The sequence below is a fragment of the Paenochrobactrum gallinarii genome (assembly GCF_014205685.1).
GTDB classification, from domain to species: domain Bacteria; phylum Pseudomonadota; class Alphaproteobacteria; order Rhizobiales; family Rhizobiaceae; genus Paenochrobactrum; species Paenochrobactrum gallinarii.
Genome location: NZ_JACIIU010000019.1, coordinates 1 through 17,687 on the forward strand (window position 1 = coordinate 1; position 17,687 = coordinate 17,687).

Sequence of the window (17,687 nt, forward strand, 5' to 3'; positions counted from 1 at the left end):
CATATCGGCCAGCGGCTTCAGAAGTGCCGCAGTTGTAGGCCTGACAGAAGACCGCACTCGATCACATCTCATACGGGGAAGAAACTTCTTGCATTTCGGGCGGCAACCACAGAAGCCCCTAGATTTGTAGACACCTTGTAACTTAAAAAAGAGGCAAGGAGCTTACGATGGGTAAAGCTAATTTCACCGACGAATTCAAACTTGATGCTATTAAACAGATTACTGAGCGCGGCTATTCCGTGGCAGATGTTTCGCGTCGCTTGGGTGTCAGCACACATTCACTTTATAGCTGGATGAAACGCTACACTGCTCCTGAGAAAGCAGCAGTGAAGGATGATCAACTGTCAGAGCTCAGGCGCTTGAAGCAAGAGCTTGCTCGCGTCACCGAGGAGCGTGACATATTAAAAAAAGCCACCGCGTACTTCGCCAAGGATGCAAAATGAAGTACGCGTTTATCAAGGCGCATCGTGTTCGGTTCAATGTGCGTGCCATGTGCCGCATGCTTTGTGTTCATCCAAGCGGATTTTATGCATGGATGAAGCAGCCTTTAAGTCACCGTGCAAATGAAGATATCCGCCAAACAATGCTGATCAAGGATGCTTGGTATGACAGCGGCAAAGTCTACGGATACCGCAAGTTACACGATGATCTGCGAGATCATGGTGAGACCTGCTGTCCAAACCGTGTGGCGAGACTGGCCAAGCTGGCAGGTATCAAAGCTCAGATTGGTTATAAGCGCCGCTCCGGTAAATATGGTGGCAAACCCTCTATCGTTATAGACAACACTCTGGATCGCCAGTTCGACGTGAACACGCCTGATAAGGTTTGGGTCACAGATATTACCTATATCAAGACGTATGAAGGGTTTTCCTACCTGGCCGTTGTTATCGACCTGTTTTCTCGACGCGTTGTCGGGTGGTCAATGCAATCGCGCCAAACCACAGACCTAGTCTTACAGGCTTTATTGATGGCCGTGTGGCGACGAAAACCAAAAGAGCGGGTCATGATACATTCAGATCAGGGCTCCCAGTTTACAAGTATGGACTGGGCTTCATTCTTAAAACAAAATAATCTTGAGCACAGCATGAGCCGCCGTGGGAATTGTCACGATAATGCTGTAGCTGAGAGCTTTTTTAATCTGCTGAAGCGAGAGCGTGTTCGGCGCAAAACATACAAGAATCGAGCTGAAGCAAGGCAAGACGTATTTGATTACATTGAGATGTTTTATAACCCGCAACGAAAACACGTTAGAAATGGTATGCTGTCACCAGTACACTTTGAACAGAACCACAAAATGAAGACAAAGAGTGTCTAATAAACTCGGGGCTATTCATTGGACATATCAGGCATATTTCTGACATTAAATGAGGAAGCACCTGAGGATGACGCATATGTATCTATTCGTTATGGGGCGATCTGCACATTTTTGAAATTATATCTTAATCACGAAGCTTATCAGCTTCAGCCTGAGGTCACGACATTCCTGACCCATTATTTGCATGTTTTGGAGGAATTGATGGGTAAGAGCAAAGAACGCAGTGAGATGGAAACTCTAGCTCGACAACTATATCGTGAGCATAAAAAAGTGCTCGATTTTATTCTGGAGCATGGTGCCGGATCGGACTTTGCGTTGGCAGCTCATCGTTTCTTCGGCGATAATCCTGACTTTGGACAAGGTTTTGAAGTCAAAGATCGTAAATATATTTATAGGGGCTTAAATGATCGAATGTTCAGTTTTTTACCTGCAAACTGGCATGAGGCTTTAGGTGGCTTTGATCTGAACTGGGAGGGCTGTGAACGGTGGTGGGCTGGTTTGCCACTTATTTGTTGGGTCGAGATCGGCACCCACGCTGATGGCAAAAAAGGATATTTGAAGCTGACAGCTGAAGTCGGACCAATCAAAGATTATGATTTCCGAAAGAGTTTGATTGAACGTATTGAATCGACGAAAACCGATCAACGACTGAGTATTTCTTTTACCAAAGGAGCCAAACGAGAAGGGGCTTTATACTCACGCTTCTTTAACAGCAATGTTGCCAACTTAGAAGATGTGCAAGATAGCGAAGATATTCTCTTAAAGATTGAAAACCTCATGAACAAATTCGTTGATGAGTTCGACGCTGTTGCAAGAATTTTACCTGAGTTCCGTGAATACGGGAGCGTAAAGAATAATGCAGAATAGTTATGTTCCTGGTGGCGATGCTAAGGCCATTGCTGAAATTGCCAAGGCGCGATTTGGCTCATTTGAAAAAATGTTTGAGTATCATGGCTGGCCTGAGCGAGGCTCTGATATGATGCGCAAGGTGCAAACTCGTGTCGCTGAGACTTATGGAAGTGTAAAAGCATTTGAAGTACATTTTCGTTCTGGAGCAGATAGATGAGCGATATTAAATCAGTGCCATCCGTTTCAGTATCTTACGCTCAGAATGGCACGTCAACAAAAGCAAACGAGCTTGGTATGCGCGCGATGCAAGAACGCGCTTATGAAAAACGCGGTGAGCAATATTTGCTGATTAAATCGCCACCAGCATCCGGTAAAAGCCGTGCTCTGATGTTCATTGCGCTTGATAAGCTGCATAATCAGGGGGTGAAAAAGGCAATCATTGTTGTACCAGAAAAATCGATTGGTTCCAGTTTTGCTGATGAGCCATTGAGTGAATTCGGGTTTCATTGGGATTGGAAGGTTAAGCCCAATTGGAACCTTTGCAATGCGCCAGGAACGGATGGTGGCAAGGTTAATTCGGTTAAAGTTTTTCTATGTAGCCAAGACAAGGTGCTGGTCTGCACTCACGCAACCTTTCGCTTTGCAGTCGACAAATTTGGCGTAGATGCATTCGATGGGTGTTTGATTGCCATCGACGAATTTCACCATGTCTCATCCAATCCGGATAATAAGCTGGGCGCACATTTGGGTGAGTTGATTGCACGCGACAAAGTGCATGTAGTTGCCATGACGGGGTCTTATTTCCGAGGAGACGCTGAAGCGGTTCTTTCTCCAGAAGATGAAAACAAGTTTGATGCCGTTACTTACACCTATTACGAGCAGCTTAATGGCTATAAATATTTAAAATCATTGGAAATTGGATATTTCTTTTACGCCGACGCATATTCTGATGATATTTTGAATGTTCTCAAGCCAACTGAAAAAACGATTATCCATATCCCGTCAGTCAACTCGCGTGAAAGCACTAAAGATAAAATTCGCGAAGTCGAGCATATTATTGAAGAGCTTGGCGAATGGCAGGGTACAGATCCAATTACTGGCTTTCAGCTCGTCAAGACACCGGATGGTAAGGTTCTGAAAATTGCTGATCTTGTTGATGATGCATCAAAACGTGATAAGGTATCAGCTGCACTTAAAGATCCATCACAAAAAAATAATCGCGACCATGTCGATATAATTATTGCACTTGGCATGGCAAAGGAAGGATTTGACTGGATTTGGTGTGAGCACGCTTTAACCGTGGGCTATCGTTCTAGTTTAACTGAAATCGTGCAGATTATTGGTCGTGCAACGCGCGATGCACCAGGAAAAACAAAAGCTCGTTTCACCAATTTGATTGCGGAGCCAGATGCTTCCGAAGGTGCAGTTACTGAAGCGGTCAATGATACCTTAAAGGCTATTGCGGCCAGCCTTCTCATGGAACAAGTTCTCGCCCCTCGTTTCAACTTCACGCCGAAGCGGCCTGAAAATGCACCTGTGTCTGGTTTTGACTATGGTGATAACGGATATGATCCGAATAAATGTAATGTTGGGTTTAATGAACAGACTGGGCAATTTCAGATAGAAATTAAAGGCTTAGTCGAGCCTAAGAGCAAAGAAGCCCAGCGTATTTGCCAAGAAGATCTTAATGAGGTCATCACGGCTTTTGTGCAAGATAAAACCACCTTGGAAAAAGGGCTCTTCGATGGTGATCACGCTGGCGGTGAAACTGTTGCACAAGAACTGACGCAGTTACGTTTGGGGAAAATCATCAAGGAAAAGTACCCCGAACTTGATGACGTTGAACAAGAGGCTGTTCGTCAGCATGCAATTGCTGCGTTAAATCTGACACAGCAGGCGAAGGCTGTACTGAATCCAGACAATGATGGCTTAAAGTCCGTCAATACTGCGCTCATTGACGGGGTTCGTAAATTCGCTATGGATGTCAAAGAGCTCGATATTGATCTGATTGACCAAATTAATCCCTTTGGAGAGGCCTATTCAATCCTTGCTAAATCAATGAGTGAAGACAGCCTAAAACAAGTTGCGTCAGTTATTGCTGGCAAAAAGATCAAATTATCACCCGAAGAAGCCCGCGATCTTGCTCGCCGTGCCGTGAAATTTAAACAGGAACGTGGTCGCCTGCCTTCACTGACAGCTAGTGATGCGTGGGAAAAGCGTATGGCGGAAGGCGTTGCTTTCTTAGCGCGGATGAAAGCGGAGGCCGCTAATGGCTAACTTTACCGACGATGATGATGCACTTCTGGCCGAACTCGGTATAGAGGTTGAGGCTAAGAAGTTATCTAGGCGTACTCCACGTGAAGAACGTATTGTTGCCGGATTTGAAGAAATACAGCGATTTGTAGATGAGCATGGTGTTGTTCCACACCATGGTGAAGAGCGGGATATCTTTGAGCGGCTTTACGCTGTCAGACTGGATCGGATACGTGAATTGGAGGAGTGTCGGGCCCTTGTTGCGCCCATTGATACCCAAGGGTTGCTTAGCTCAAATGGCAACCTCGCTCAATCGACAATTGATGAGTTAGATGATGATGCTTTGCTTGCAGAGCTGGGCGTGGAGATAGAAGTTACTGAAATAACGACCTTGACCCATGTTCGCTCAACCGCTGAAAAACAAGCAGCAGAAGAAATTGCCAATCGTGAGCGTTGTGAGGACTTTGAAAACTTTAAACCGCTTTTTGAGCGCGTTCAGGCTGATTTAAAGGCCGGAACCCGTTCTACGCTTCCATTTGTAAAAGATGCAGGTTTTTCGAAAGCTGAAATTACGGTGGGGCAGTTTTTCATCCTTGGCGGGCAAACATTATATGTGGCTGACGTGGGTGAACCAATCAAAGCGCCTAATGGTGATTCTGATGCACGGTTACGATTAGTATATTCGAATGGTACCGAGAGTAATCTGCTGTTACGTTCATTACAACGAGCTCTTTACAAAGATGCAGCAGGACGTCGTATATCTGATCCTTCGGCGGGGCCCCTATTTGCCGAGAGTTTGAATGATGAAGATAGTGAAAGTGGGACTATTTATGTTCTCCGCAGTCTGTCTGATAATCCAACGATAGCTGCGAATCGTGAGATATTCCATAAAATAGGTGTTACTGGTGGTAGCGTTGAAAAGCGGGTCTCAAACGCGAAACTAGATGCAACTTTTTTGTTGGCTGATGTAGAAATTGTTGCGACATATAAGCTTTTTAATATCAACCGAGCTAAGCTTGAGAAACTTATTCATCGTGTGTTTGATAGGGCACGCTTGGAGATTGATCTGAAAGATCGTTTCGGTAATTCAGTTATTCCGCGAGAGTGGTTTTTAGTACCTTTGTTTGTTATCGATGAAGTTGTTGAGCGTATAAAAAATGGAACAATTTACAAATACACATATGATCAAAGACAAGCGAAGCTAATTAAATTATAAATGTGATCTTGTACATCAGCCGCGGGGAGAGAGCGCATCACTAAAGATTGGGCATACTAAACTATGGAGTCGTTTGTAGCGCTCACACGGTAATCCCCTCTAAAATTAATGGTGTTATTAAGTAGAATTTTCTTGGTAAGCGATGTTTTGATCACACCTTGCTTGGACAATTCCATGGTAAAAGTTGGTCCATTTGGTTTTGTTTATGGTCATTGACGATTGCAGTTAGCGTGCTTGTCAGCCATTTTTTCGGATCGATGGCATTGAGCTTACAAGTCTCGATTAGCGAGGCGATTGTTGCCCAGTTTTCAGCTCCTGCTTCATGGCCATGCCTGAGAAAAAACGCACGTTCGATAATATCGTTTACGAGATGTTGAATGCACCTGATAAGCAATTATGATTGCAGCAGAAGACATGTCACAGCTTCGATAGTTTACGTCACTTGCGGAAAATGATTCCGCTAGTGACGGTTAAGCGTGATACATCCAACCAAGGCAGACATGTTCACTGCCTTGGTTACGTGTTGCTATCAAATCATAGATGTTAGATGGCGGATTAACGCTTGAATGGTTTACCCAGTCTGTAAAATCTGCTCAATGTGCGTGCCCATCCTTCATCTTTATTCAGCAACCAGAGTTGAGACGTGATGCCGTTCGGTACCAATCCACCAAGCAGTGGATGATAGTGGAATGTGCCAGTAAGGCAGGGGCTGTAACGCTCTGACTGTCGCCAGCCCTCAATCAGCGGGGCCTGATCAAGGATTTCTGCTGTTGGACCGTTACCGTCGAGGAATGCTTCCATATCCGTTACGAGTGCTTTGAGCAGGCGGATATAATTACGAATAGTTGCTTCATCATATTGGCCGTCTTGGATAATCATTGGTTGTCCTTATTTTTGAATGCAAAAAATCATTCACACCTGCTGTGGCAAGTATGGGCTTGAAGTTCGGTCATGGGGTTCACGCGAAGCGTTCGTATGTAAAATTGCGGACTGCCTTAAGCAGTGGCCCTGGTACGGTGATAGCTAAACTGTTGTGCTTGGCCTAAATTCTAAAAACTCAACGCGGACTGTAGGTGTTTTTATTGTTTCCGACTGATTGTTAGGTACGGTGTAGTCTGCAATCGTACTGCCTCTTTGATCCATACGCTTAATTAGAGCAGATGTGCTATGCGCCAGCATGTTTCTTATGTCATGGATCGCTTGTGCTGCACCGGATACACGTAAGAGATCATCAATATTTTGAAGTGGCCAAAAGTGCTTTACAGCTGTGTTAGGTGTTTTACTTATATCGATCAGTGCCAGTTCAACCGTGTCAGTACGCTTGCAAATATTTTTTTGTGCTAAATAATCTGGCAGAACGAGTGCTGCGGCCATCATATGCTGTTTGAGTTTTTGAATGTCGCTTTCAGTCATCATGGCAAACTCTCCGACTGACCCCATTAAAGCAGTGCTGCTCGGTTCATGGATGCCCAGAATACTTGGTATGTAAAAGTCGCCCGATAAGTTATTCTTGTCGTAGCTAATGATCTCAAAATCAGGATTTGGATGTGTTTCAATAATTTTGAGGGCAGCATTTGTCACTGGAAGTTGTGCGGGAATATTGCAGTAATCACTCATGGATGAGTGAGCAATAATGACGGCCAGTGCCTCTTGAATTAAATCAAGATTATATCGATTGGTTATTAAAGTAAACTGCTCAAACCAGATGGCATATTCTGCATCACCTGTTCGGGGTTTATATGTTTGATTGCACCATATCCCGATTGCTGTCTCCTTCGCAGCAATTGAAAGACTGAGCTTATCGTGCAGCATATCTGTATCGATATCTTTGTATGGTAACGAATGACGTTGCAGGCTCGAGCCAGCATGTAGATGATTGTCACAGGTTGTCAAAATACGTCTCCTGCTAAAAGCACACTATTTTCACAAGACAAAGCTTGGACGACTTCACGGGAAGCATTCAAACTTCTGATGAAACATAAGCGTGCGATATCAATCCTGGTCACAAGGGTTATGACCATGAGATTGGATGAATATGGAGTAGTAAGTGCGAGCTTAAGGCTTGAGCAAATAATTCAACAGATTGAATGACTGCCGCTTAGCCTCTGCTATGTGTACACAACACTAGTCAGGTGCTTCCATTCGATAATGCGAGACATTATACTTGGCCATAGCCGGTTCCTTTGTAGCGAAGGTTTCTGGTCAGGCTCCGTATTTGTGTTACAGCACTATGCGGAGCCGTTTATCAGTTCAGATACTGAACTGTCGGAAATATGGCAGGACCGGCAAAGACCGGCAAGGGCCCCCAACACAAATAAATGTGGGACCTTTTTTCTGAAGTATTTTCTCTAATTTCATGACCTCGCAAACGCTCAGCTGAAAATAACGAAATCAGTCTAAATTAAGCTCTAAAAGCCACTTTTACATGGACACTATATTTTTGATTCAAAACTCTATGTTTTTGTTTTTTTAATAAGAAGTAATGTAGGGAATAGTAACGGTTTATGAAAAAAGTACTTTTAGACTTAAGGCAAAGTGACGCTAAAAAACGCGAAATGAGACATCCATAAAAATTAATGGACATCATTCGATTCAGAGCACTTAATTACTGCTCATTAAGATGAGGTTTACGTCTAATTTGCCAGTTGGATTGTAAGCGGTCAGCCGATGTCGTTGGCCTTGTAGTTCCAAGCTATGAGGTCTTCGATTTCTGTTACAGGCCAGCCTTGAGCGATGCGGCTTAAGGTTTGGGATAGCCAGTTAAGCGGATCGACACTGTTCATTTTGCATGTCTGGAGAAGCGTCGCCAGCGTGGCCCAAGTCCGACCGCCACCCTCGCTTCCGGCAAACAGGCTGTTTTTCCTTGTAATTGTCTGCGGTCTGATGGCACGCTCAACAATGTTGCTATCGATTTCGATCCGGCCATCGGTGAGGAACCGTTGCAGCGCTTCGCGCCGGGTGAGCGCGTAACGGATTGCTTCAGCAGTTTTAGACTTACCGGAGACCTTGCCCAACTCTTTTTCCCACATACCAAAAAGACGGGCGACAATGGCTGCGGACTGATCCTGACGGAACGCAGCACGGATGTCGGCACTTTTGCCGCGTGCTTCATCCTCAATCCTCCACAATTCAGCCATAGCGACAACAGTATTTGTTGCGGTCTGCGAGATACCGCTCACGTGCAGATCGTAAAATTTGCGGCGTAAATGCGCCCAGCAACCTGCGAGCTTTATCTGGTCATTGTGTCCAGCTTTAGCCTGCGCCTTGATCATACTTGTATAGCCAGCATATCCATCGACCTGCAGGATGCCGTTAAAGCCAGCAAGATGCCGTGCCACGCACTCTGCGCCCCGGCTGTCTTCGAAGCGGTAAGCCACCATTGGCGGACTTGCTCCCACCATAAGGGCGATCATCGCGCGCATAAGCCCAAAGCCATGCCTTGGTGGCCTTTCCCGATCCTAGAGCCAGAGTTGGGCCCAGGGTGGGCAAACTCGTTTCGTCAGCGAAGATCCTTTCACCTTCTTTGATCCGCTCAAGGATATAATCAGCGCATATTTGAAGTTCGAAGCCCAGATGCCCCATCCATTGCGCCATCAAACTCCGGCTGATCGTAACGCCATCGCGTAAATAAATTGCTTCCTGACGATAAAGCGGAAGATCATCAGCATATTTGGAAACGGCGATATAGGCGAGTAAACGCTCTGTCGGCAGACCACTTTCGATGATGTGTGCAGGGGCAAGCGCCTGAACCACACCATCATGGTTGCGGAATGCATATTTCGGGCGACGCGTCACGATAACCCGGAACTTCGGCGGCACAACATCCAGTCGCTCCGAGCGATCCTCGCCGATCAGGACCTTTTCCAGGCCTTCATAACCAGCAGGAATCTCCGGCTCGATAATTTCCTCAATGCGTTCAAGATGAGCGGCAAAAACCTTGCGCGGACGTGATGCACGTTTTGATCTGACCTGAGCCACATCTTTAAACTCGCTCTGCACAGCCGAAAGACCGGTTTCCACCTCTTCGAAAGCAAATGAGACCTGTTCATCGTTAACACCAAGGCGCAGCTGTTCGGAGCGGCGACCATATTGGGTGCGCTGCAAAACCTTCATGATGGATGTCAGGTTCGCAATCCGCTCATTGGCGCTCTTTTCTACGGCCTCCAGCCGGACAATCTCTGCTTCACAGCCTTCAGCTGAGCTTCTTTCGCAGCCTGCTCACAAGCCATTGCCAGCACCATTGCTTTCAGTGCGTCAACGTCATCCGGCCAGTCACGCGGTCTGCGACGGCTTCCTACCGGTCCCGCCGTTAATATCTCAAATGTTCGGGTGTGATTCACACTGTCGCTCATAGGATTCCCCACATGATTCATGTAGAAAATCGCGTATCAGCCCGACAAAAGATACATGGGGCCGCCTAAGCGCTTACGTTTGATGTCGAAGAATGCAAAATAATGAAATTTTGCAAATAGTCTGCTCAAGAACCCGCTATTAAAACGGGCTCTATAACTTTGATTCAAAACTCTACATTTTTGTTAAATTACTAAGAAGTAATGTGGGGAATAAATCAAATTAGTGTAAACGGCGTTTGCGGAGCAACGAAAACTGATACCAAAAATCTAATTACTGGCACCCGCCAAAAATAGAGTGACACTAATTAATTGTACTCATCGCATGACTGTTTATTAAGATGAAATTTCTGACGAGGCTTCCAGCCTTGTATCGTATATTTTTCAACCAGTTCGTTAAATACTTCATCGCTGGCGACTTTATCAAAGCCTTGTTGCTCTAAACGTTTAAGAACAATAGTCATAAACCTATCGAGCCGATCCATTCGATTGCGGCGGTAAAAATACATGACCAGGGAATAAAAGGTCATTAGTGTCATATCCTCACGGTAAGGCCTGCGTTCTGCTTTCATGCGTTCCCGATAATCTTGTTGGCGTTCGCATTGTTCTGCTAAACGAATAATTTTTTATGATGCTGTTTCATGGTTCATCTCACACGTTGATATTAATATCGTGAGACCGATAAACTGCCGGCGCAAGTGTTTTTATTAATTTGTAAACGGCGTTTACTTTTGAATCAAAGATATAGAGTTTTGAAACGAAAACTTAGTGTTTTGAATCAGTTTTACGTAAATTATTTTAAATTGAGATGCTGTGCGATCAATTTAAAAAGCGTTTTGTGCAATTCAATATCGGGTTCTGACACGCTGAATTACTGTGTAAACACCTTAAGATGGCTTACTATGCATTACTGTGCTTAATTAGCTACCGCTATTCGATTTTTTGAAAATATAAACGCCGTTTGTCGTTGAAACAAAAATATTGAGTTTTGAATCAAAGTTACAGAGTTCGTAGCAAGGTTTTTTACTTTATATGTGGTTGATTTCTAAACTTGAGAACCGATCAGAAAGTGGCGTTATACACAATTTGCTAATTGTGTATAACGCCACTTTCTGATCGGTCTTCTTCGATGATTTTTTATCGGATTTTCGTCACTTGCCTGCCATGACGTTGAGGTCGACATTCAGATTTTAGGCATTATGAGACCGCTTTGTCTGTGTGAATGGCGGACCTAGGAGGTCGGTTTGCACATCAAGTGTCTTCTAACAGTAATGGACTGTCAGAGAGGGCATCGGTGTCGACGACTTTGTCCCATACGAAGCCATTTATACCGTTTTCGTGATCGTATCCATGAGGATTGCAAACTATTCGCGTATTTTCGACGGTAACGTCCATGGCGGTATGTGTGTGACCGTGAACCCAGAGATGGGGAGCAGTTTCACTATGAAGTAACTGTTCGAACGCTTTTTCACTGCAGGCGAATAAATAACTGTGCTCATCGTCTTTGAATTCCGGTGCCACACAAAATGGATGCGGCAAGTGATGGGTCATTACGACTGTCGTACCATCAAAAGGCACCATCAGTTGTTCTTTGATATATGTTTGGTCCGCCTGAAAAAGCTGCAACATATCATTTGGTCGGAAGATTTGGTTTTTGTCATATTGAATCGCATGGAAGTCGTTGATTGCATTTGTTTTATTAAGTCTCCAAATCGCATCTTCCCAGTTTTCTGTCGCAAGTTCGAAGTCTGTCCATAATGTCGCTCCGATTATTCGTGTGTCTCCTAAAACTATGGTTTTGCGGTTCAGGAAATAGAAACGTTGCTTCCAGTCCTCTGATCGTGACGCAAGCTCTGCCATTTCCATTTCGTGGGTAGCATGCGGCATTGATGTTTGTTGGTAGAATTCATGGTTCCCTGCAACAAAGATAACCGGGAGATTGTAATGGTCGATGACAAATTTCGCACTCTCCTGTATTTCACTGGCATAGTTAAGGTCACCAGCTATAAGGATAGCATCGACTTCTGGTGGATTCGAGGGGAATGAAACACGGCTATTGATCTCAATATGGATGTCACTGAATACCCAAAATTTCATCGATTAATTCCCGGTTGAAAGGTGGATAGCCGCAGTATTAGGCCTTTGTGAACGTGATTTCTTTGCCATCTTTTCGAAATCCAAATTTTGATAAATGGATAAATCGATCTCTTCAGCGATGGGCAGGGTTGCGAAACGACGAGCCTGAACCTCTGTCAGGGTTTTATGGCCGTATTTTTCATGTTCTTCCTGACCGACGGAGTGCCCAACCTGTAGCTTTCGTTCCCTTCGATCAATTTGCTGTTCGGACATGTCTGAAATATAGCCACTGCGTAATGAGTGGAACACTTCATTCGGCGTATCTTTGATACCAGCTTTCTTGAAGAGGCGGTTCATATAGGACGATGCAGATTTACTCGGATCTGCTAAACGCATCAGTTCTGAGAAAAGGAACGCATCTCCTTTGCTCGCAGCCCATTTAATAAAACCAATTTCTTCGAGAATATTATGCAGAACATAAAAGCTAGTGCTGGCTTCTGTCTTAATCGGGTTACGCTGCCATTTGCCGTTCAGTTGAATAATACCATTCGTTTGAGCGATCCAGACATCCTTAAATTTCTGACGGAAATCTGAACCCTTAAGATGTACCAGCAAACCAAGGCGACGGCCCGTGAGGTGCGCCAAAAGCGGCAACATTGCATTATCAAGAAAACCAGACTCAACGCCTGTAATAAACAGCTGGTTGATCTTTTCAGGGCTCAAAGGTTCTGCTGATACAGAAGGGCGTGCAGTGTCAGGGTAGCTTAGTTTGACGTTAGCAATGGGGTTTGGATAATTATAATTAGTCTGGCCTGAAGTAATAACTGTTTTGACAATGGCCACATAGCCTTGCACGAGTGTTTTATGCGCAAGTGGGAGCAGGCGCATATCTCGATTACTGGCAATGATCTCGCGTGGCGTTTTATTCGCGTCACGATCTTTCGCATTTGCAGGCCAGTATTTTATCAACTCAACATAGGCTTGCAGATCGGTACCGGTATAGGTGTCGACAGGGTGATCGCCGATCAAATCAATGAACAGGTCAATGCGAAACCGTGCAATATTGATATCTTTATTCGCTGTATTGGATTTGCTTTCACGCAAGGCCAGATATTCGGCGGCAAGATCGCTGAAAAGCGGTTTATCGGATGCAGGGCGCTGTACGGTCCGCCTGTCTTGTTTAAAGGCAGGGATTTTCTCTGAATTTTTTAGGGGTTTCGTTCCGGTAATTGGCGTGGTGGCTATCACAGGCTCTGCTGGAGTAGGCGCTATTTTTAAGTGGGGTTGTGATGGCGTAGGCTCTGTATTCAATGTTTCAGCCAAGCCTTCATCGATATCAATCATCTCTGGTTGCTGTAAGTCTTCCTGCCGCAGGCCAGCTGTTTCTTCCAACCACTTTTTTCCAAAAGTTGCTGCCATCAACCGTGCATTTTCTGCAATCAAGCTATTGTGCGGCTCATTCTTTTCTTTAGCTGTGACTTCTCGTTGTATAGAAAGCAGATTACGCATGAATTCCTGGCCCTTTTCCTCAAGAGGGGAGGGCACATATTTGGAATGTTTTATTTCGTAGGCGAGGGACTTAAACAAGGTCTTCATTTGCAGTGCTGTAAGTTCGCGCTGATCATATTCAAGATCGCCCTCTTCGCCCTCAAAGGACGTATTTTCTTGTTTGTCGTCCATACTACGCTCCCATGCTCGGCCAAACGCTCTGACAGTTGAGGCCAGTTCATCCGCTATTTCTCTCGCTTGTCGTAACGCGAGCGCCCCTAAGCTTATTCTGATGATGTCTGGTCCGGATGTCACCATAGATTTTGGCAGGCGCATTTGGAAGAGCAGTATGTTGCCGCTGCGAACGAGATAACGCCCGACAGAAAGATTTGAGCGCTTTACCGGTTGTGTCGATTCGAAATTACCATGCTGGCTGAGCGATACATTCGACTGTACATTCAACGATACATTTGGTGTTTTCATCTGGTCAAAGCCCTGTCAGTTGGGCAAAAAGATCAGAAAATTACTATTGATATCAAAGGCTTGAAATAAAAGTGGGGGAGAGTGAAAAATCACTGGCGGAGAGAGAGGGAGAAGTTCCCTGTTTCGGCACCTTCAATAAATACAACGCTTTAAGCCTTTGCCCTCCATGGCGGCTAACTAAATATGTACCATATTTATGTACCAGTATGTATGTTTTTTATAAGTAATCAACGTAAACACCCTAGATACTTTTGAAGGTTGGAGAAGACTTGGGGCTCAGAGTAATCAGTCTTGCTTAACGACGGATGTATCAGGTTAACACTCCAAAAACGACTCCTGAGTCTGGTTTATACGCAATAATACCCAACCGTTTTTCCATAGGTCTAGGCAGTCGTTAATATCAATATATTACCAACTGCCTTTGCTTCTGAAGAGATGAGTTTATTTCACTTCATTATACTCCCATTTCCGCCCGCAACCGATTTTACGTGCGGCTAAGGTTGCAAAAGCTTCCGCCATCAATCGTGCAGCAAGAGCAGATGTAATCTGTGAAGCATTATCGTGCTCTGGTGCAACTTCAACCACGTCAAAACCTAACAATCCATTCTCACAAACGATACGGACTGCATCGATTGCTTCAAGACTGGTCAGCCCACCTGGCTCAATACTATTTGTTGCAGGGGCAAAGGCGGGATCAACACCATCAATATCGAAGCTGATATATGGCGCTTTACCGTCAGGTGATGCGATAAGCAACGCTTCCTCGGCGACTGCGTGGATGCCTCGTTTATTCACCTCAGACATTGTGTAAAGTCTGATCCCTAGCTCTTCTGCAATCGGCGTCCATTCTTTAACGTTACGCGGACCACGCGCACCGATAATGCAAACTTTACGCGGGTCAATATTGGGTAATTCACAAATACGCTTAAGTGGTGAAGCGCGCGTCAATCGATCTTCGCGGTAGCTTTCTGCCAAATCTAAATGCGTATCAAAAATCACCATACCTGCCTGATAATCGATATCGCAGACGGCTTCTTTTACAGCCGGATAGGAAACACCATGGTCCCCGCCAATCATAAACGGAATAGCACCAGATTTTTTAATACCGCTAATTTTAGCCTGTAATCGCTGATAACTTTCCACATTGTTACCCGGTACGATATCCGTATCACCAGCATCAACAACATGAATGTGATTGAAAACTTCCAGATCCCAGTCAAAATTATACGAGCCATAGAGTAAGGATAACTTGCGCACCGAGGAAGGCGCTAAACGTGTAGCTCCACCTCGTAATGTGGCAATCCCATCATAGGGCATGCCCACAATTGCTACATCTGCTTTTACATCAGTCATATCTGGGCAATATTGCGTAGCCATAAAACTTGGCGTGTCGCCATAAATAAGCTTTACCAGTCGCGGGTTTTCAAATGCTTCATTTGTCATGTTTTTTCCATTTCACAGTCGTTAATTTGTCTTTTTATAATTGTTTTAGAATGCTCTTGAGCGCCACGTATCGAGAAATTCTTGTAGTCGAGGGCTTTTGGGCTTGGAAAAAAGATCATCCGGCTTGCCTTTTTCGACGATCACACCGGCATCCATGAAGACAACCGCATCAGCCATTTTAGCAGCAAAACCCATTTCATGGGTAACGATGACCATGGTCATCCCTTCTCTTGCTAAATCCTGCATCACGGTTAACACTTCGCCAACCAACTCAGGATCCAAGGCCGAAGTCGGCTCGTCAAACAACATGACCTTAGGTTTCATGGCCAAAGCTCGCGCTATCGCAACACGTTGCTGTTGGCCACCGGAGAGTTGCGCTGGATAAAGCTGCCGCTTTTCGCCTAAGCCCACTTTCGTTAAGGCGGCTGTAGCCTCTGAGGCAGCAGCGTTAGCGCCTATTTTACGTGTATATTTTAACGCTAGTTCAACATTTTGTTGCGCAGACATGTGCGGCCAAAGATTGAAATGCTGAAAAACCATTCCAAGATTACGGCGCGCATGTGCAAGCTCTGTCGGAGTCTGTAATTTTCGCTGTCCATGGATCAGTCGATAGCCGAGCAATTCACCTTCGACACGTACTTCTCCATCGTTGTAGGGATCAAGAAAAGCCAGGCTACGCAAAAAAGTACTTTTGCCAGACCCTGATGGCCCGATAATGCAAACCACTTCAGATCGATGGATGTTCAGATCAATGCCTTTAAGAACGGAGACGCTACCAAAAGACTTGGTTAGTCCCTGTACCCTGATGACTGCGTCATTTGCAGGCATTTTCTGCTCGTCCAATATATGATTAAGCGATCCCATAACCAAACCTCTTTTCTAAAGCTCTGCCCAGCATGGCTACGCTTTCAATCACAGCCCAGTAGATGAGGGTGATGATGATATACGGCTCGACAATTGAAGATGTTTCATTAACCAGTTGCGTTGCGATTTTGCTCAATTCATTCACGGTAATGATTGATAGCAATGCGGATTCTTTAAACATCATGACGATCTGCACAAACATTGCAGGCAGAATAATCTGAAGCATTTGTGGTAGGCGAATTCTCATATTAATTTGGAATTTTGATAATCCGAGCATCTCTCCGGCTTCGATATGCCCTTGCGGAATAGCTTGAAAACCACTCCGAAAGATTTCCGCGAAATATGCAGCTCCATAAAAACCTAGCCCCAGAATTCCTGCGGGCACGGGGTCAAGGACTAATCCAAAAGATGGCCCGCCATAGTACAAAAGAAAGAGTACGACCAGAATTGGTGTCCCGCGCATAATTTCAATATAAATGCGACAGAAAAATTTTAGCGGTTTCGCTTTCACTTCGCTCATCAGCGCTATTAACAAGCCGACGAACAAGGCCAATACTGTTGCCGTCAATGTTACAGAAATCGTCAGCCAGGCACCTTCAAAGAACAGTGCATAATGCTCAATCAACAATTCGATAAAGTTCATACTGCCGCCCTCTTCGAGAAATGAGCTTCAGCACATCGACCGCCAATAGAGATCAGGAGATTGAGGAGGATATAGATCACCCCGATCAAGACATAAACCTCAAGTGGTCGATAGGTGGATGAGACAATTTGTTGTCCGGTTCGCAACAACTCCGTCACGGAGATCACAGAAATAATGGATGAGTTTTTGAGGATACTGATCGATTCATTGGTAATCGCCGGAGTTACCAACCGGAAAAGCTGAGGAATGACGATGCGTCTACGAATAGTGGGCATACGCAAGCCTAGCATTTGCGCTGCTTCTAACTGACCTCGCCCTACACCTTTCAAACCTCCGCGAAAAATTTCCCCCTGAAAGGCTGCTGTATTCAATGTTAAAGCTAATATCGCAGCTGTAATAGGTGACAAGTCAATGCCGACTGCCGGCAATAAATAAAAGACCAGCAACAGTTGAACTAAAATTGGAGTTCCACGCCAAAAACTACGATAAATCACGGCGAATGAGCGTAAGAAAATATTACGCGACGTTAAAGAAAACGCCAGCAGTAAACCAAGAGGCATACCCATTAAAATCGAGATGCCTGATACGAATACGGACATTGCCGTTCCCATCAAAAGCGCATCCTTGTAAGACCACACAATGTCGATAGCCGTTAACACTGCTTCCTCCTCGGATAACATGATAAATGCGCACTGCGCGATAAGCGCT

14 protein-coding genes and 2 pseudogenes are annotated in these 17,687 nt (G+C 45.0%); 5 read left to right on the top strand and 11 right to left on the bottom strand.

Annotated elements, in window-relative coordinates; translation table 11 throughout:
- Nucleotides 1-167 precede the first annotated feature (167 nt).
- The 5 genes from FHS77_RS13530 (at nucleotide 168) to FHS77_RS13550 (ending at nucleotide 5,633) form a co-directional block, all read left to right on the top strand.
- A protein-coding gene (locus FHS77_RS13530) for an IS3 family transposase (RefSeq protein ID WP_374786292.1) occupies nucleotides 168-1,315 on the top strand; the annotation gives its coding sequence in 2 pieces (ribosomal slippage) (nucleotides 168-414 and nucleotides 414-1,315; 1,149 coding nt in all).
- A gap of 18 nt (nucleotides 1,316-1,333) precedes the next feature.
- Nucleotides 1,334-2,182, top strand: coding sequence for a hypothetical protein (locus FHS77_RS13535; RefSeq protein ID WP_184224269.1), 849 nt, complete (start codon nucleotides 1,334-1,336; stop codon nucleotides 2,180-2,182).
- Entirely contained in the window at nucleotides 2,172-2,381 is a 210-nt protein-coding gene (locus FHS77_RS13540) for a hypothetical protein (RefSeq protein WP_184224271.1), read from the top strand. Before FHS77_RS13535 ends, FHS77_RS13540 begins: the two co-directional genes overlap by 11 nt.
- Nucleotides 2,378-4,441 carry a DEAD/DEAH box helicase gene (locus FHS77_RS13545; RefSeq protein ID WP_184224273.1) on the top strand — a complete coding sequence of 688 codons (2,064 nt, stop codon included), beginning with the start codon at nucleotides 2,378-2,380 and terminating at the stop codon, nucleotides 4,439-4,441. Before FHS77_RS13540 ends, FHS77_RS13545 begins: the two co-directional genes overlap by 4 nt.
- Nucleotides 4,434-5,633 carry a GIY-YIG nuclease family protein gene (locus FHS77_RS13550; RefSeq protein WP_184224275.1) on the top strand — a complete coding sequence of 400 codons (1,200 nt, stop codon included), beginning with the start codon at nucleotides 4,434-4,436 and terminating at the stop codon, nucleotides 5,631-5,633. Before FHS77_RS13545 ends, FHS77_RS13550 begins: the two co-directional genes overlap by 8 nt.
- Nucleotides 5,634-5,784: 151 nt before the next feature.
- On the opposite strand, the pseudogene FHS77_RS13555 reads toward FHS77_RS13550, so the two are convergent.
- From FHS77_RS13555 to FHS77_RS13605, 11 genes and pseudogenes are all read right to left on the bottom strand, one after another.
- A pseudogene (locus FHS77_RS13555) lies at nucleotides 5,785-5,961 on the bottom strand (transposase domain-containing protein); the annotation flags it as partial.
- A gap of 227 nt (nucleotides 5,962-6,188) precedes the next feature.
- On the bottom strand, nucleotides 6,189-6,512 hold the full coding sequence (locus FHS77_RS13560; protein WP_184224277.1) for a DUF6634 family protein: 324 nt from the start codon (nucleotides 6,510-6,512) through the stop codon (nucleotides 6,189-6,191).
- 144 nt (nucleotides 6,513-6,656) lie between these two features.
- Nucleotides 6,657-7,526, bottom strand: a complete 870-nt coding sequence (locus FHS77_RS13565; RefSeq protein ID WP_184224279.1) for a hypothetical protein — start codon at nucleotides 7,524-7,526, stop codon at nucleotides 6,657-6,659.
- Between the two features lie 767 nt (nucleotides 7,527-8,293).
- Nucleotides 8,294-9,874, bottom strand: a pseudogene (gene tnpC / locus FHS77_RS13570) (IS66 family transposase).
- Between the two features lie 416 nt (nucleotides 9,875-10,290).
- On the bottom strand, nucleotides 10,291-10,554 hold the full coding sequence (locus FHS77_RS13575) for a hypothetical protein (protein WP_184224281.1): 264 nt from the start codon (nucleotides 10,552-10,554) through the stop codon (nucleotides 10,291-10,293).
- Between the two features lie 679 nt (nucleotides 10,555-11,233).
- Nucleotides 11,234-12,079 (bottom strand): metallophosphoesterase, encoded by an 846-nt coding sequence (locus FHS77_RS13580; RefSeq protein ID WP_184224284.1) that lies wholly within the window; start codon nucleotides 12,077-12,079, stop codon nucleotides 11,234-11,236.
- A gap of 3 nt (nucleotides 12,080-12,082) precedes the next feature.
- Nucleotides 12,083-14,029, bottom strand: a complete 1,947-nt coding sequence (locus FHS77_RS13585) for a site-specific integrase (RefSeq protein WP_184224286.1) — start codon at nucleotides 14,027-14,029, stop codon at nucleotides 12,083-12,085.
- A 441-nt stretch (nucleotides 14,030-14,470) separates the two neighbouring features.
- Entirely contained in the window at nucleotides 14,471-15,472 is a 1,002-nt protein-coding gene (locus FHS77_RS13590) for an agmatinase family protein (RefSeq protein WP_184224288.1), read from the bottom strand.
- A 45-nt stretch (nucleotides 15,473-15,517) separates the two neighbouring features.
- Nucleotides 15,518-16,300, bottom strand: coding sequence for an amino acid ABC transporter ATP-binding protein (locus tag FHS77_RS13595; protein ID WP_184224313.1), 783 nt, complete (start codon nucleotides 16,298-16,300; stop codon nucleotides 15,518-15,520).
- Nucleotides 16,301-16,322: 22 nt separating this feature from the next.
- Nucleotides 16,323-16,979 (bottom strand): amino acid ABC transporter permease, encoded by a 657-nt coding sequence (locus FHS77_RS13600; protein WP_184224290.1) that lies wholly within the window; start codon nucleotides 16,977-16,979, stop codon nucleotides 16,323-16,325.
- Complete coding sequence (locus FHS77_RS13605; protein ID WP_210307148.1) at nucleotides 16,976-17,638, bottom strand: ABC transporter permease subunit; 663 nt, start codon at nucleotides 17,636-17,638, stop codon at nucleotides 16,976-16,978. Before FHS77_RS13605 ends, FHS77_RS13600 begins: the two co-directional genes overlap by 4 nt.
- Nucleotides 17,639-17,687 lie beyond the last annotated feature (49 nt).